General features: G+C 45.0%; 7 protein-coding genes, 20 tRNA genes and 3 rRNA genes. 28 read left to right on the top strand and 2 right to left on the bottom strand.

Annotated elements, in window-relative coordinates; genetic code table 11:
* The first annotated feature begins 144 nt into the window (after positions 1–144).
* The 4 genes from yugI (at position 145) to ltrA (ending at position 5281) form a co-directional block, all read left to right on the top strand.
* Complete coding sequence (yugI, locus tag NSQ62_RS16250; RefSeq protein WP_341321138.1) at positions 145–519, top strand: S1 domain-containing post-transcriptional regulator GSP13; 375 nt, start codon at positions 145–147, stop codon at positions 517–519.
* Positions 520–752: 233 nt separating this feature from the next.
* Complete coding sequence (locus NSQ62_RS16245) at positions 753–1997, top strand: Glu/Leu/Phe/Val dehydrogenase (RefSeq protein WP_341321137.1); 1245 nt, start codon at positions 753–755, stop codon at positions 1995–1997.
* Between the two features lie 257 nt (positions 1998–2254).
* Entirely contained in the window at positions 2255–3418 is a 1164-nt protein-coding gene (locus tag NSQ62_RS16240; RefSeq protein WP_341321136.1) for an iron-containing alcohol dehydrogenase, read from the top strand.
* Between the two features lie 600 nt (positions 3419–4018).
* Entirely contained in the window at positions 4019–5281 is a 1263-nt protein-coding gene (gene ltrA, locus NSQ62_RS16235) for a group II intron reverse transcriptase/maturase (RefSeq protein WP_341323894.1), read from the top strand.
* Between the two features lie 75 nt (positions 5282–5356).
* Here the strand turns inward: ltrA and NSQ62_RS16230 are convergent, their stop codons facing one another.
* Both NSQ62_RS16230 and NSQ62_RS16225 read right to left on the bottom strand, forming a co-directional pair.
* Positions 5357–6346 carry a cation diffusion facilitator family transporter gene (locus tag NSQ62_RS16230; RefSeq protein WP_341321135.1) on the bottom strand — a complete coding sequence of 330 codons (990 nt, stop codon included), beginning with the start codon at positions 6344–6346 and terminating at the stop codon, positions 5357–5359.
* A gap of 15 nt (positions 6347–6361) precedes the next feature.
* Entirely contained in the window at positions 6362–7081 is a 720-nt protein-coding gene (locus NSQ62_RS16225; protein WP_341321134.1) for an MgtC/SapB family protein, read from the bottom strand.
* A gap of 136 nt (positions 7082–7217) precedes the next feature.
* Here NSQ62_RS16225 and NSQ62_RS16220 point away from each other — a divergent pair, with 136 nt between their 5' ends.
* The 24 genes from NSQ62_RS16220 (at position 7218) to NSQ62_RS16105 (ending at position 15355) form a co-directional block, all read left to right on the top strand.
* Positions 7218–8108 carry a DMT family transporter gene (locus NSQ62_RS16220; RefSeq protein WP_341321133.1) on the top strand — a complete coding sequence of 297 codons (891 nt, stop codon included), beginning with the start codon at positions 7218–7220 and terminating at the stop codon, positions 8106–8108.
* 325 nt (positions 8109–8433) lie between these two features.
* Positions 8434–9988 (top strand): 16S ribosomal RNA (locus NSQ62_RS16215).
* Between the two features lie 310 nt (positions 9989–10298).
* A 23S ribosomal RNA gene (locus NSQ62_RS16210) occupies positions 10299–13226 on the top strand.
* A 65-nt stretch (positions 13227–13291) separates the two neighbouring features.
* Positions 13292–13407, top strand: a 5S ribosomal RNA gene (rrf, locus tag NSQ62_RS16205).
* Together the 16S, 23S and 5S rRNA genes with 20 tRNA genes alongside form the textbook arrangement of a ribosomal RNA operon.
* Positions 13408–13421: 14 nt before the next feature.
* A tRNA-Val gene (locus NSQ62_RS16200) sits at positions 13422–13497 on the top strand.
* Between the two features lie 10 nt (positions 13498–13507).
* Positions 13508–13583, top strand: a tRNA-Thr gene (locus NSQ62_RS16195).
* A 7-nt stretch (positions 13584–13590) separates the two neighbouring features.
* Positions 13591–13666: transfer RNA gene (locus NSQ62_RS16190), tRNA-Lys, on the top strand.
* 18 nt (positions 13667–13684) lie between these two features.
* Positions 13685–13769 (top strand) — tRNA-Leu (locus NSQ62_RS16185).
* 44 nt (positions 13770–13813) lie between these two features.
* A tRNA-Gly gene (locus NSQ62_RS16180) sits at positions 13814–13888 on the top strand.
* A gap of 6 nt (positions 13889–13894) precedes the next feature.
* Positions 13895–13983, top strand: a tRNA-Leu gene (locus NSQ62_RS16175).
* Between the two features lie 18 nt (positions 13984–14001).
* A tRNA-Arg gene (locus NSQ62_RS16170) sits at positions 14002–14078 on the top strand.
* A 5-nt stretch (positions 14079–14083) separates the two neighbouring features.
* A tRNA-Pro gene (locus tag NSQ62_RS16165) sits at positions 14084–14160 on the top strand.
* Positions 14161–14166: 6 nt separating this feature from the next.
* A tRNA-Ala gene (locus NSQ62_RS16160) sits at positions 14167–14242 on the top strand.
* Between the two features lie 22 nt (positions 14243–14264).
* A tRNA-Met gene (locus NSQ62_RS16155) sits at positions 14265–14338 on the top strand.
* A gap of 6 nt (positions 14339–14344) precedes the next feature.
* Positions 14345–14421 (top strand) — tRNA-Ile (locus tag NSQ62_RS16150).
* 20 nt (positions 14422–14441) lie between these two features.
* Positions 14442–14534: transfer RNA gene (locus tag NSQ62_RS16145), tRNA-Ser, on the top strand.
* 159 nt (positions 14535–14693) lie between these two features.
* A tRNA-Met gene (locus NSQ62_RS16140) sits at positions 14694–14768 on the top strand.
* Positions 14769–14771: 3 nt separating this feature from the next.
* Positions 14772–14847, top strand: a tRNA-Asp gene (locus NSQ62_RS16135).
* Positions 14848–14852: 5 nt separating this feature from the next.
* Positions 14853–14928, top strand: a tRNA-Phe gene (locus NSQ62_RS16130).
* 3 nt (positions 14929–14931) lie between these two features.
* A tRNA-Gly gene (locus NSQ62_RS16125) sits at positions 14932–15005 on the top strand.
* Positions 15006–15016: 11 nt separating this feature from the next.
* Positions 15017–15093, top strand: a tRNA-Ile gene (locus NSQ62_RS16120).
* 11 nt (positions 15094–15104) lie between these two features.
* A tRNA-Asn gene (locus NSQ62_RS16115) sits at positions 15105–15180 on the top strand.
* 11 nt (positions 15181–15191) lie between these two features.
* Positions 15192–15282, top strand: a tRNA-Ser gene (locus NSQ62_RS16110).
* Between the two features lies 1 nt (position 15283).
* Positions 15284–15355, top strand: a tRNA-Glu gene (locus NSQ62_RS16105).
* Positions 15356–15438 lie beyond the last annotated feature (83 nt).

Below are 15438 nucleotides of genomic sequence, written 5' to 3'. Positions count from 1 at the left end.
ATCCTTTCCAATTACGTTGAATTATCTATCTCCTATACACGAAAAATTCTAGATTAAGGCGTTTCTTTGTTCCAAAACTTATCATATGTTATAATTTAACATGACATTTGTGTATTTACGAAAAATAGAAGGTAGGAACAAAGTATGGTAAAAAAAATTGAAGTAGGTGACGTGCTAACCGGTAAAGTAACAGGAGTCCAACCATACGGAGCTTTTGTCGCTTTAGATGAACAGACGCAAGGTCTCGTGCATATATCAGAAATTACTTACGGATTTGTAAAAGATGTGAATGACTTTCTATCGGTAGGGGAAGATATTCAAGTAAAGGTGCTTGAAGTCGATGAAGAACAAAAGAAAATCAGCTTATCGATTCGCGAACTTCAAGAAGCACCGTATTATCGCAAAAAAGAGTCGCAACCTCGACGTTCCTTGCAAGATCGTGTGGATGAGGTCGATGCAGACGGATTTAAAATTTTAAAAGACAAATTAAAGGACTGGATTGAACAATCGGGCCATTAAAGAGATACATGTTCAAGCCTGCTTCGTTAAGCGCTTGGACATGTTTTCTTTTTGAGTGAAAATTAGTGTTTATGCAGAATTTTTTGTTGAAAATACACTTAATTTAGTGATATTCAACTGAATTTAGAAAAGTGTTCAAAATGTGACGAATTATTTAACAAAGTTATATTGAAGTATGTTACAATGTTGGCGGAAACACACAAATACATTAAATTTTAAAGAGGCGAATAACAATGGCTGAAAATTTAAACTTGTTCACATCAACCCAAGAAGTAATACATGAGGCATTAAATAAACTTGGTTATGACGAAGCGATGTACAACCTATTAAAGGAACCACTTCGCATGTTGACAGTACGTATTCCTGTGAAAATGGATGATGGGTCGACAAAAGTATTCACTGGTTACCGTGCGCAACATAATGATGCAGTAGGACCTACTAAGGGCGGGGTACGCTTCCATCCGATGGTTAGTGAAGAGGAAGTGAAAGCGCTTTCTATGTGGATGACATTAAAATGTGGTATCGTGGATCTTCCGTATGGTGGCGGTAAAGGTGGCGTTATTTGTGACCCACGTGAAATGTCGATGGGCGAGATTGAACGATTAAGCCGTGGTTATGTACGCGCAATTAAACAATTCGTTGGGCCGACAAAGGATATTCCAGCACCGGACGTATTTACAAACGCGCAAATCATGGCGTGGATGATGGATGAATACAGCCGTATGGACGAGTTTAACTCACCAGGGTTCATTACAGGTAAGCCAATCGTACTTGGTGGCTCACAAGGCCGCGATCGTGCAACTGCAGAAGGTGTAACGATTGTTATTGAACAAGCAGCGAAAAAACGTGGCATCGATGTGAAGGGAGCACGTGTGGTTATTCAAGGTTTTGGTAACGCAGGAAGCTTCTTGGCAAAATTCATGAGTGATTTAGGTGCAAAAGTAATCGGTATTTCAGATGCACATGGTGCCCTACACGATCCGAACGGTTTAGATATCGACTATTTATTAGATCGTCGTGATTCATTCGGTACGGTAACAACATTATTCGAAAATACGATTTCAAATAAAGAACTATTAGAGTTAGACTGTGACATTTTAGTGCCAGCTGCGATTGAAAACCAAATTACAGCAGAAAACGCACATAATATTAAAGCAAACATTGTTGTGGAAGCGGCAAACGGTCCAACAACAGCAGAAGCAACAAAAATCTTAACAGAGCGTGGTATTCTTTTAGTACCAGACGTATTAGCATCAGCAGGTGGCGTAACTGTATCATACTTCGAGTGGGTACAAAACAACATGGGCTACTACTGGACAGAAGAAGAAATTCGTGAAAAATTATATGCGAAGATGGTAACGGCATTTGACAATGTATATACAACAGCTCAAAACCGTAACATTAACATGCGCTTAGCTGCCTATATGGTAGGTGTACGTCGCACTGCAGAAGCATCACGCTTCCGTGGTTGGGTATAAATTAAATTAATTCAGTTGGGGTTCAAACCCCAGCTGAATAGAGGAACTTAGGCTAAGAACGCCGCGTCATGCGGCAACCCCCACCTAAGTGACCAACTTCGTGTTGGCCCAAGCCCCCGGCGGATGTCACAGATTTTTAAGGAGTTTTTCGAGTATACTCGAAAAAATCTGGACGCTATTACGCCGAGGTGTAATTGAACATTTAGCCTCACTTCTATTATTAGAGGTGGGGCTTTTTAAAAATAGGAGGAATCAGCATGAACGCATTTTCATTTTATAATCCAGTAAAAATTCACTTTGGTAAAGGAAGCATTGAGCACCTACGTAATGAGCTTCCACAGTACGGCAAAAACATATTAATCGTATACGGTGGCGGCAGCATTAAAACAAACGGTGTATACGGGGACATTCAGGCGATTTTAAGCGATTTAAATATGAATGTGTTTGAATTGGCAGGTGTCGAACCAAACCCACGTGTTGAAACAGCACGTAAAGGGATTGCAATCTGTAAGGAAAACAACATCGACATCGTATTAGCAATAGGTGGCGGTTCGGTAATCGACTGTTCAAAACTAATCGTCGCTGGGGCAAAACTAGACGCGGATGCATGGGACATTGTAATGAAAAAGGTAATGGCAACAGAAGCTTTACCACTAGCAACAGTGTTAACATTAGCAGCAACTGCATCTGAGATGAATTCTGGTTCGGTTATTACAAATTTAGAGACGAAGGAAAAATTCGGCTGGGGTAGTCCGGCATGCTTCCCGAAATTCTCAATTTTAGATCCAGCGTATACGTATTCCGTACCAGCCAATCAAACAGTTAACGGTGTCGTGGATACGATGTCACATATTTTCGAGCAATATTTCAACAATGCAACGAACACGCCAATTACGGATGAAATGAGCGAAGGTATTTTACGTACTTTAATTGACGTAGCACCAAAAGCATTAAAGGACCCAACAAACTATGAGCACCGCGAGACATTAATGCTTGCAGGGACACTTGGCTTAAATGGTTTCTTAGCATTAGGTTCACGTGGTGACTGGGCAACGCATAATATTGAGCATGCGGTATCGGCTTATTATGACATCGCGCATGCAGGTGGATTAGCGATCCTTTTCCCGAACTGGATGAAGCATAATGTCCATATCAACCCAGCGCGTTTTGCGAAAGTAGCAGTGAATGTATTCGGTATTGACGCAGCAGGTAAAACAGAGGAGCAAGTTGCGTTAGAAGGAATCGACGCACTCTCAGCGTTTTGGACGTCAATCGGCGCACCAAGTCGCTTAGCAGATTACGAGATTGATTCAACGCACTTTAATGAAATGGTGAAGCATTGCTTGGTAAACGGCCCATTCGGCAACTTTAATAAGTTACAAGCTGAGGACGTACGCAAAATTTTAGAAATGTCTTTATAATATAAGGAAAGGGCATGTAGTCATGGATTTTGACTACATGCCCTTCTTGTGCGCCCGGCATGCGCATGAACTATAGGGTGCAAGTCCCGAACCCCGAAGACAGAAGTAGAGGTTAGCCAAAAGCAAGGGTGTCCGTGGCGACGCGGAATCTGAAGGAAGCTGGCGGCAAAACACCGGTCCGAGGAACACGAATCTCATAGAAGGCTAGGTATGATTGGATGAATCTGCAAGACAAGATAAAGTCCCTTCTGTCGAAGGTCATATCAAGTAAATGAGGCGGATAGATGGTGTGAAAGTGCATGCGCTTACCCGGGGAGGTCTGACAGTAATGTGAAGTACCCTTCATAACCTACTTGGTGACAAGTAGCTGAACTGTCAGAAGTCAGCAGAGGTCATAGTACAAGTAAGTCTAGAATTACTTGGAAGGACTGAACAATTAGGAGAGAATAGCCCTTGGCTTTCCAATTAGGATGAACGAACACAGAAAACAGTAGAAACCTCACGCTTAGAAAGTAGTGGTGAATTCCACGAGGGTATTTGCGGAGGGTGTAGTCCAGTTGGGTAAAAGAAGAACAGCTATTCACGGAAAGGAACGAAATGGTGATGTTGAATCAAATTTTGGAGCGACAAAACATGATACAAGCATTAAAGCGAGTAGAAGCGAATAAAGGAAGCCACGGAGTAGACATGATGCCCGTACAAACCGTACGACAGCACATCCTCGAAAATTGGCATACGATTAAATCGCAGATTTTAGATGGTACCTATGAACCGCAGCCAGTCCGTCGTGTCGAAATCCCGAAACCAGATGGCGGTGTGCGCTTATTAGGAATACCAACTGTGACAGACCGTTTGATTCAACAAGCCATCTCGCAGATTTTATCAAAAGAATATGACCCAACATTTTCAGACCACAGTTATGGCTTTCGTCCAAATCGAAGCGCTCATGATGCGGTCAGAAAAGCGAAAGGCTATTTAAAAGAGGGCTATCGATGGGTGATTGATATGGATTTGGAGAAATTCTTTGATAAGGTCAACCATGACCGTCTAATGGCAACATTAGCAAAACGAATTTCAGATAAACCATTATTAATACTGATTCGTAAATACCTCCAAGCGGGTGTCATGATAAATGGAGTAGTTTCAAGTACAGAAGAAGGGACACCTCAAGGTGGTCCTTTAAGTCCTTTACTTTCTAATATCGTCTTAGACGAACTCGATAAAGAATTAGAGAAACGTGGACATAAATTCGTTCGATACGCAGATGACTGTAATATTTATGTGAAAACAGAGCGTGCAGGAATACGGGTAATGGCAAGTGTACAGCGATTTATCGAAGGAAAACTTCGCCTGAAAGTAAATGAAAAGAAATCAGCGGTAGACCGTCCGTGGAACCGTAAATTCCTAGGCTTCAGTTTTACACATCATAAAGAACCGAAAGTTCGCATTGCGAAATCAAGCCTCATACGAATGAAGAAGAAAATACGAGAAATTACCTCAAGAAAGATGCCTTATTCCATCGAATACAGAATCGAAAAGTTGAATCAATATCTGATAGGTTGGTGTGGCTACTTCGCTCTAGCGGATACGTACTCCATATTTAAAGCATTAGATGGCTGGATTAAACGAAGATTACGTATGTGTTTGTGGAAGAATTGGAAGAACCCCCGAACAAGAGTCAGAAATCTCATTCGTCTAAAAGTACCTTACGGGAAAGCATACGAGTGGGGAAATACCCGAAAAGGGTACTGGCGCATTTCAAATAGCCCCATATTACACAGAACCCTCGGCAATTCCTATTGGGAAAGCCAAGGGCTGAAAAGTCTGCAAGTTCGTTACGAAACTTTGCGTTATTCATCTTAATTGAACCGCCGTATACGGATCCGTACGTACGGTGGTATGAGAGGTCGGGAGTTAATCACTCCCTCCTACTCGATTTTAAATCATGCCCTTTTCTTGTTCAGGCTTTGTAGCGGTATGTGTCCATTTACGCTCCCCGTCATCCTCATCAAAGGCCATTGTTACTTTTGTAACGCCTTTTTGGTTTAGGAGTAATTGCGTTAAATGATCACGTACATCATCTAAATAAGCGAGTGAAAGATTCGGATCCGTTTCCGCAACCAACTCTACATGTAAAAATTCACCCTCTTTAACCACTTCTAAGCGCGCGATGTCGGTTACATTTGGATCTTGTATAACAAGATTCCCAATATGCACAAGCATCTCTTCGTCCGTTTCACCAATAGCCCCGCGAGCGTTATCTAAAAATACGCGGCCTACTACGTAAAACATCATAAGCCCGATAATCATTGATACAAGCCCCTCTAAACGATAAAATCCAGTGAAATACGCAATAATGATTGCTAAGAACGCTAATAAATTCCCCGAAGTCGCAACTAAATCTTCCATCCAAACAAGCTTCGTTGCTGGCTTAGCGCGGTTTAAATAGGGTATAGACTGAATAATAGGAATGCCTTTTGGTTCTACACCTACTTCATGTAAAATTTCTTTTGCCGCTTTGTGCAACACGAATAATTCTAAAACAAAACCAAGTGCTAAAACGGCTAATGCAATCCAAATACCTGATGATTCTGTAGCTGGATGCATGAAGTGATGCCAACCTTCTTTAATTGTCTCGTAGGAAAGGATCGCTACAATTAAAACGGCGCCTAAACATACTAAGTTAACAATACGCCCATAACCATTTGGGAACCTTGGTGTTGGTGCCTTTTTTGAAAGAGCCGAACCAATAAATACAAAAAATTGGTTGGCTGCATCCCCAAAGGAGTGCATCATTTCTGCAAACATCGCGACATTGCCGGTAAAGAAAAATGCCACGCCTTTAATGATTCCTAAAAAAGTGTTAATAAATGCTGCTAAGAGGGACGGTCGATTGCCACCCTTTAATAAGCCAAATAATTCTCCCATTGCCCTTCTCCTCCGTTAATCTAAATACTCGATTTTAATGTTTTTTACAAATGGTAACTTGCGAAGTCGGTTGTATAGCGAAAGTGTATGGTTTGCTTCCACTGTTGAAAAACGCATATCGATTTCATGTAGAAGTTTTTCAGAAGCCGGCACATCACGAATGGATAAATTTTCGATGTGCATATCGTGTTCCTTCATATAATCAATCAAATCTTTAATGCGCTCTGCTTGCTCGGTAATAATAACAAGCTTTACCTCACGCATACGCAATCGCTTTGGCCCGAACTTCATGAGAAGCGGTGCTATTACTTCGATTCCAATAACAACGATAACAACTGTGATAAAGGCATGTATGTAAAACCCAGCACCAACGGCAATTCCAATCGCTGCAGCTCCCCAAATCATAGCTGCTGTCGTAAGCCCAGTAATGCTGTCATTACCTTTACGTAAAATGACTCCAGCACCTAAAAAACCAATCCCGCTCACAATTTGTGCAGCTAAGCGCAAGGGGTCCATCGTAATATTAATATCAGGTCGCGCGGGTGTTGAATACGCAGTTTCAATAGATATGATTGTTAGTAAGCAACTGAATGTAGCAATGACCATACTTGTCTTTAATCCAACCGGCTTCTTTTTAAGTTCCCTTTCTATCCCAATAATTAAACTCAGTGTAGCAGCAATTAATAATTTAATTGAAATTTCAATGGTAAATTGATTATTTGTTAACCATTCCATGATGTCCATCTCCTTTGTATATCGAGATTCGAACTAACATCAAGAAAATCCTCTATTTATTATAGTTTTCTACTATTAGAACGAGTAAAATGAATACTCATGGACAATTCAATTCAATAGAAAGTGGGGGAGAGGTATGAACAAACCACCTATTCATCCGTATATTCCAATTCTAATTGGTGTAATATCTGTTTCCCTTTCTGCGATTTTTGTAAAACTAGCGAGTGCAGATGCAGGCGTCATTGCATTTTATCGTATGCTTTTCTCGGTATTGATTATGCTACCGTGGTTTTTAATGAAGTATCGACATGAAGTGAAGGATTTATCGAAACGTGATTGGATTTTTTCTGCGATTGCGGGTGTATTTTTAGCGTTCCATTTTATTTTGTGGTTTGAATCGTTGAACTATACATCGGTTGCCAGTTCAACTGTACTTGTAACGATGCAACCGTTATTTGCCTTTTTGGGAACGTACTTATTCTTTAAAGAAAAGATCACATTCAAAACGTTTGTAGCTGGAGGTATTGCCATTATAGGAAGTGTACTCATTGGTTGGGGAGACTTTAAAGTTAGTGGCTCTGCTTTATATGGGGATCTGTTAGCGCTAGTAGCGTGCGCTCTTGTAACTGGTTATTTATTATTTGGTCAAGATGTTCGTAAGCGATTATCACTGGTGACATATACGATGGTTGTCTACTCAATTAGTACGATTACATTATTCTTCTATATAATTGTAAAAGGTGAATCATTTGGGCCTTATGTAGCGATGGATTGGTTCTGGTTTGTTTTGTTAGCCATTATTCCAAACTTATTAGGACATAATTTATTCAATTGGTCACTGAAATGGGTGAGTACAAATGTTATCTCAATCGCGATATTATTTGAACCAGTAGGCGCGGCCGTTTTAGCAATCGTTATCTTTAATGAATATTTAACAGCAACACAAATTATCGGAGGAATCATTGTTATTACTGGGATTATGATGTTTGTTGTGGATCCTAAAAAATATTTTTCAAAAAAAGCTTGATTTTGTTTATCCTTTTGAGGTATATTATTAATTGTCCTCAAGAGGATAACAACTTCAGAAAAATATTTCGAAATAGTTATTGACTTCAAAAATACATTCATGTATAGTAATGAAGTCGCTAATGAAGCGGAAAATTAAAGCAAAAAATGTTATTGACATAATAATTTATAAATGATAACATGGAGAAGTTACTTTTAAAAACATGAACCTTGAAAACTGAACAAGCAACGTTAATGAAAAACAAGTTTCTTAAATGAAACAAACAATAGATTACAACTTTAATTAGTTGAATCGCTAGCAAAGCAAATGAGCTTTCAAACTAACTATTATGGAGAGTTTGATCCTGGCTCAGGACGAACGCTGGCGGCGTGCCTAATACATGCAAGTCGAGCGAATGATTAGAGAAGCTTGCTTCTCTCTGATTTAGCGGCGGACGGGTGAGTAACACGTGGGTAACCTACCCTATAGACTGGGATAACTTCGGGAAACCGGAGCTAATACCGGATAATACTTCGAAACACATGTTTTGAAGTTGAAAGATGGTTTCGGCTATCACTATAGGATGGACCCGCGGCGCATTAGCTAGTTGGTGAGGTAACGGCTCACCAAGGCAACGATGCGTAGCCGACCTGAGAGGGTGATCGGCCACACTGGGACTGAGACACGGCCCAGACTCCTACGGGAGGCAGCAGTAGGGAATCTTCCACAATGGACGAAAGTCTGATGGAGCAACGCCGCGTGAGTGAAGAAGGATTTCGGTTCGTAAAACTCTGTTGCAAGGGAAGAACAAGTAGCGTAGTAACTGGCGCTACCTTGACGGTACCTTGTTAGAAAGCCACGGCTAACTACGTGCCAGCAGCCGCGGTAATACGTAGGTGGCAAGCGTTGTCCGGAATTATTGGGCGTAAAGCGCGCGCAGGTGGTTCCTTAAGTCTGATGTGAAAGCCCCCGGCTCAACCGGGGAGGGTCATTGGAAACTGGGGAACTTGAGTGCAGAAGAGGATAGTGGAATTCCAAGTGTAGCGGTGAAATGCGTAGAGATTTGGAGGAACACCAGTGGCGAAGGCGACTATCTGGTCTGTAACTGACACTGAGGCGCGAAAGCGTGGGGAGCAAACAGGATTAGATACCCTGGTAGTCCACGCCGTAAACGATGAGTGCTAAGTGTTGGGGGGTTTCCGCCCCTCAGTGCTGCAGCTAACGCATTAAGCACTCCGCCTGGGGAGTACGGTCGCAAGACTGAAACTCAAAGGAATTGACGGGGGCCCGCACAAGCGGTGGAGCATGTGGTTTAATTCGAAGCAACGCGAAGAACCTTACCAGGTCTTGACATCCCATTGACCACTGTAGAGATACAGTTTTCCCTTCGGGGACAACGGTGACAGGTGGTGCATGGTTGTCGTCAGCTCGTGTCGTGAGATGTTGGGTTAAGTCCCGCAACGAGCGCAACCCTTGTTCTTAGTTGCCATCATTTAGTTGGGCACTCTAAGGAGACTGCCGGTGATAAACCGGAGGAAGGTGGGGATGACGTCAAATCATCATGCCCCTTATGACCTGGGCTACACACGTGCTACAATGGACGATACAAACGGTTGCCAACCCGCGAGGGGGAGCTAATCCGATAAAATCGTTCTCAGTTCGGATTGTAGGCTGCAACTCGCCTACATGAAGCCGGAATCGCTAGTAATCGTGGATCAGCATGCCACGGTGAATACGTTCCCGGGCCTTGTACACACCGCCCGTCACACCACGAGAGTTTGTAACACCCGAAGTCGGTGAGGTAACCTTTATGGAGCCAGCCGCCGAAGGTGGGATAGATGATTGGGGTGAAGTCGTAACAAGGTAGCCGTATCGGAAGGTGCGGCTGGATCACCTCCTTTCTAAGGATTATTTCGGAAATCTTTCCATGGGAAAGATACTCATTAACGTTTGCTGTTCAGTTTTGAAGGTTCATTCTTAATTGAATGAGATACTTCAAAAAAATATTTGCTCCTGTCGCTAGCGCTATCGTCGCAAAGCTGCATGAAGCGAATTCAGCGAAGTTCAGTCATGAAGTGATTGAAGTCAGCTGCTTTGTTCTTTGAAAACTGGATAAAACGACATTGATAAGTAATAAACAAACAATAGATCAAGAAATTGGTCGTGCAATATCCTTAAAATCTTAAATCTTCTGATTTAAGTTTAACTTTTGGTTAAGTTAATAAGGGCGCACGGTGGATGCCTTGGCACTAGGAGTCGATGAAGGACGGCACTAACACCGATATGCCTCGGGGAGCTGTAAGTAAGCTTTGATCCGGGGATTTCCGAATGGGGGAACCCACTATCTTTAATCGGATAGTACACTCACGTGAATTCATAGCGTGTTTGAGACAGACGCAGGGAACTGAAACATCTAAGTACCTGCAGGAACAGAAAGAAAATTCGATTCCCTGAGTAGCGGCGAGCGAAACGGGAAGAGCCCAAACCAAAGAGCTTGCTCTTTGGGGTTGTAGGACACTCAATACGGAGTTACAAAAGAATGATTTAGGCGAAGCGACTTGGAAAGGTCCGCAAAATAAGGTAAAAGCCCTGTAGCCCAAAAGTTATTCCCTCCTGAGTGGATCCTGAGTACGGCGGAACACGTGAAATTCCGTCGGAATCCGGGAGGACCATCTCCCAAGGCTAAATACTACCTAGTGACCGATAGTGAACCAGTACCGTGAGGGAAAGGTGAAAAGCACCCCGGAAGGGGAGTGAAATAGATCCTGAAACCGTGTGCCTACAAGTAGTTAGAGCCCGTTAATGGGTGATAGCGTGCCTTTTGTAGAATGAACCGGCGAGTTACGATTACGTGCGAGGTTAAGTTGAGAAGACGGAGCCGCAGCGAAAGCGAGTCTGAATAGGGCGAATTAGTACGTGGTCGTAGACCCGAAACCAGGTGATCTACCCATGTCCAGGGTGAAGGTGAGGTAACACTTACTGGAGGCCCGAACCCACGCACGTTGAAAAGTGCGGGGATGAGGTGTGGGTAGCGGAGAAATTCCAATCGAACCTGGAGATAGCTGGTTCTCTCCGAAATAGCTTTAGGGCTAGCCTCGTGATTGAGAATACTGGAGGTAGAGCACTGTTTGGACTAGGGGGGCATCTCGCTTTACCGAATTCAGACAAACTCCGAATGCCAGATATTTATACACGGGAGTCAGACTGCGAGTGATAAGATCCGTAGTCAAGAGGGAAACAGCCCAGACCACCAGCTAAGGTCCCAAAGTAATCGTTAAGTGGAAAAGGATGTGGCGTTGCTTAGACAACCAGGATGTTGGCTTAGAAGCAGCCATCATTTAAAGAGTGCGTAATAGCTCACTGGTCGAGTGACGCTGCGCCGAAAATGTATCGGGGCTAAACGATTCACCGAAGCTGTGGATGCATCCAATAGGATGCGTGGTAGGAGAGCGTTCTAAGGGCGTTGAAGTCAGACCGGAAGGACTGGTGGAGCGCTTAGAAGTGAGAATGCCGGTATGAGTAGCGAAAGACGGGTGAGAATCCCGTCCACCGTATGACTAAGGTTTCCTGAGGAAGGCTCGTCCGCTCAGGGTTAGTCGGGACCTAAGCCGAGGCCGATAGGCGTAGGCGATGGACAACAGGTTGATATTCCTGTACCACCTCCTCACCGTTTGAGAAATGGGGGGACGCAGTAGGATAGGGTAAGCACGCCGTTGGTTGCGCGTGTTCAAGCAGTAAGGTGTGTATGTAGGCAAATCCGCATACTTTAACATTGAGCTGTGATGACGAGTCCGTATGGACGAAGTTCCTGATTTCACACTGCCAAGAAAAGCCTCTATCGAGGTGAGAGGTGCCCGTACCGCAAACCGACACAGGTAGTCGAGGAGAGAATCCTAAGGTGTGCGAGAGAACTCTCGTTAAGGAACTCGGCAAAATGACCCCGTAACTTCGGGAGAAGGGGTGCTCTGTTAGCGTGCAAGCGTGAGAGAGCCGCAGTGAATAGGCCCAGGCGACTGTTTAGCAAAAACACAGGTCTCTGCAAAACCGTAAGGTGACGTATAGGGGCTGACGCCTGCCCGGTGCTGGAAGGTTAAGAGGAGTGGTTAGCGCAAGCGAAGCTGCGAATTGAAGCCCCAGTAAACGGCGGCCGTAACTATAACGGTCCTAAGGTAGCGAAATTCCTTGTCGGGTAAGTTCCGACCCGCACGAAAGGCGTAACGATCTGGGCACTGTCTCAACGAGAGACTCGGTGAAATTATAGTACCTGTGAAGATGCAGGTTACCCGCGACAGGACGGAAAGACCCCGTGGAGCTTTACTGTAGCCTGATATTGAATTTTGGTACAACTTGTACAGGATAGGTAGGAGCCAGAGATCCCGGAGCGCCAGCTTCGGAGGAGGCGTCAGTGGGATACTACCCTGGTTGTATTGAACTTCTAACCCATGCCCCTTAGCGGGGTAGGAGACAGTGTCAGGCGGACAGTTTGACTGGGGCGGTCGCCTCCTAAAGAGTAACGGAGGCGCCCAAAGGTTCCCTCAGAATGGTTGGAAATCATTCGTAGAGTGTAAAGGCATAAGGGAGCTTGACTGCGAGACCTACAAGTCGAGCAGGGTCGAAAGACGGGCTTAGTGATCCGGTGGTTCCGCATGGAAGGGCCATCGCTCAACGGATAAAAGCTACCCCGGGGATAACAGGCTTATCTCCCCCAAGAGTCCACATCGACGGGGAGGTTTGGCACCTCGATGTCGGCTCATCGCATCCTGGGGCTGTAGTCGGTCCCAAGGGTTGGGCTGTTCGCCCATTAAAGCGGTACGCGAGCTGGGTTCAGAACGTCGTGAGACAGTTCGGTCCCTATCCGTCGTGGGCGTAGGAAATTTGAGAGGAGCTGTCCTTAGTACGAGAGGACCGGGATGGACACACCGCTGGTGTACCAGTTGTTCTGCCAAGAGCATCGCTGGGTAGCTATGTGTGGACGGGATAAGTGCTGAAAGCATCTAAGCATGAAGCCCCCCTCAAGATGAGATTTCCCATTACGCAAGTAAGTAAGACCCCTGAAAGACGATCAGGTAGATAGGTTCGAGGTGGAAGCGCAGTGATGTGTGGAGCTGACGAATACTAATCGGTCGAGGACTTAACCACAATTTATGAACATCAATGAAACGTTTATCCAGTTTTGAAAGAATAAATTCTTTCAACTTAATAAGTGAAGTGGCGATGGCAAAGAGGTCACACCTGTTCCCATACCGAACACAGAAGTTAAGCTCTTTAGCGCCGATGGTAGTTGGGGGTTTCCCCCTGTGAGAGTAGGACGTCGCTTCGCTTATTTAATACCCAGGAGGATTAGCTCAGCTGGGAGAGCACCTGCCTTACAAGCAGGGGGTCGGCGGTTCGAGCCCGTCATCCTCCACCATTTCTAAAATGCCGGTGTAGCTCAGTTGGTAGAGCAACTGACTTGTAATCAGTAGGTCGAGGGTTCGACTCCTTTCGCCGGCACCACTTTAGAGAGCCATTAGCTCAGTTGGTAGAGCATCTGACTTTTAATCAGAGGGTCGAAGGTTCGAGTCCTTCATGGCTCACCAGTTTTATATTTGTCTGCTGCGGGTGTGGCGGAATTGGCAGACGCACTAGACTTAGGATCTAGCGCCGCAAGGCGTGGGGGTTCGACTCCCTTCACCCGCACCATTTTAATTTCATATACTGTCAGATAAAAATAGCTTATGCATTTTGCGGAAGTAGTTCAGTGGTAGAACACCACCTTGCCAAGGTGGGGGTCGCGAGTTCGAACCTCGTCTTCCGCTCCAAAAAATGCCGGGGTGGCGGAACTGGCAGACGCACAGGACTTAAAATCCTGCGGTGAGTGATCACCGTGCCGGTTCGATTCCGGCCCTCGGCACCATCTTTCAAATAAATAATTGCGCTCGTAGCTCAATTGGATAGAGCATCTGACTACGAATCAGAAGGTTGTAGGTTCAAGTCCTGTCGAGCGCACCATTTTCCGGAATGTAGCTCAGCTTGGTAGAGCACTTGGTTTGGGACCAAGGGGTCGTAGGTTCGAATCCTGTCATTCCGACCACTATATGGGGCCTTAGCTCAGCTGGGAGAGCGCCTGCCTTGCACGCAGGAGGTCAGCGGTTCGATCCCGCTAGGCTCCACCATAAATTAACCAATAAAGATCCTGGCTACCTAGCTCAGCTGGCTAGAGCATTCGGTTCATACCCGAAAGGTCGTGGGTTCGACTCCCTCGGTAGCCATCTTAAGGACCTTTAGCTCAGTTGGTTAGAGCAGACGGCTCATAACCGTCCGGTCACAGGTTCGAGTCCTGTAAGGTCCACCAGTAAATCATATAATTAACATGGAGGTATACCCAAGTTTGGCTGAAGGGATCGGTCTTGAAAACCGACAGGCGGGTAACACCGCGCGGGGGTTCGAATCCCTCTACCTCCTCCATAATTTACAGGTGAGAACAGCTCGAAAAAAGTTAAATAGTATTGTCGCGGGGTGGAGCAAATCGCTAAACGAAGATAGCGATTAGCAGCAACTGAGGAACGAAGTTGATGTCAACTAAGTAGAACTCAGAACAGGCGATAATAAACTTAATAATATTGTCGCGGGGTGGAGCAGTGGTAGCTCGTCGGGCTCATAACCCGAAGGTCATAGGTTCAAGTCCTATCCCCGCAACCAAATGGTCCCGTGGTGTAGCGGTTAACATGCCTGCCTGTCACGCAGGAGATCGCCGGTTCGATCCCGGTCGGGACCGCCATTTGTGGGTTTGTAGCTCAGTTGGTAGAGCATTAGATTGAAGCTCTAAGTGTCGGCGGTTCGATTCCGTCCAAACCCACCATTTGCGGGTGTAGTTTAGTGGTAAAACCTCAGCCTTCCAAGCTGATGTTGTCGGTTCGATTCCGATCACCCGCTCCAGTTTTTAAAAAGGGCCTATAGCTCAGCTGGTTAGAGCGCACGCCTGATAAGCGTGAGGTCGATGGTTCGAGTCCATTTAGGCCCACCATATAAGACTGTTCCGAAGTAGCTCAGTTGGTAGAGCATCCGGCTGTTAACCGGCAGGTCGCAGGTTCGAGTCCTGCCTTCGGAGCCATTTTTTTATTAGGGGAATTACTCAAGAGGCTGAAGAGGCGCCCCTGCTAAGGGTGTAGGTCGGGTAACCGGCGCGAGGGTTCAAATCCCTCATTCTCCGCCACGGCCCGTTGGTCAAGTGGTTAAGACACCGCCCTTTCACGGCGGTAACACGGGTTCGAATCCCGTACGGGTCATACATAGGCAGATAGAAAACGCTAAGCATTTATTCAAGTGCTTAGCGTTTTTTTGTGTTATAGAGGTTCATTAATGTCTTGTG

This window comes from Solibacillus sp. FSL H8-0523 (assembly GCF_038051985.1).
Lineage (GTDB): Bacteria > Bacillota > Bacilli > Bacillales_A > Planococcaceae > Solibacillus.
This window is presented reverse-complemented; position numbering and strand designations above follow the sequence as displayed.

What these genes read in the sequence shown, in the direction of transcription:
- yugI (WP_341321138.1), top strand. Translation starts at nt 145, where the DNA reads ATGGTAAAAAAAATTGAAGTAGGTGACGTGCTAACCGGTAAAGTAACA.
- NSQ62_RS16245 (WP_341321137.1), top strand. Translation starts at nt 753, where the DNA reads ATGGCTGAAAATTTAAACTTGTTCACATCAACCCAAGAAGTAATACAT.
- NSQ62_RS16240 (WP_341321136.1), top strand. Translation starts at nt 2,255, where the DNA reads ATGAACGCATTTTCATTTTATAATCCAGTAAAAATTCACTTTGGTAAA.
- NSQ62_RS16230 (WP_341321135.1), bottom strand. Translation starts at nt 6,346, where the DNA reads ATGGGAGAATTATTTGGCTTATTAAAGGGTGGCAATCGACCGTCCCTC.
- NSQ62_RS16225 (WP_341321134.1), bottom strand. Translation starts at nt 7,081, where the DNA reads ATGGAATGGTTAACAAATAATCAATTTACCATTGAAATTTCAATTAAA.
- NSQ62_RS16220 (WP_341321133.1), top strand. Translation starts at nt 7,218, where the DNA reads ATGAACAAACCACCTATTCATCCGTATATTCCAATTCTAATTGGTGTA.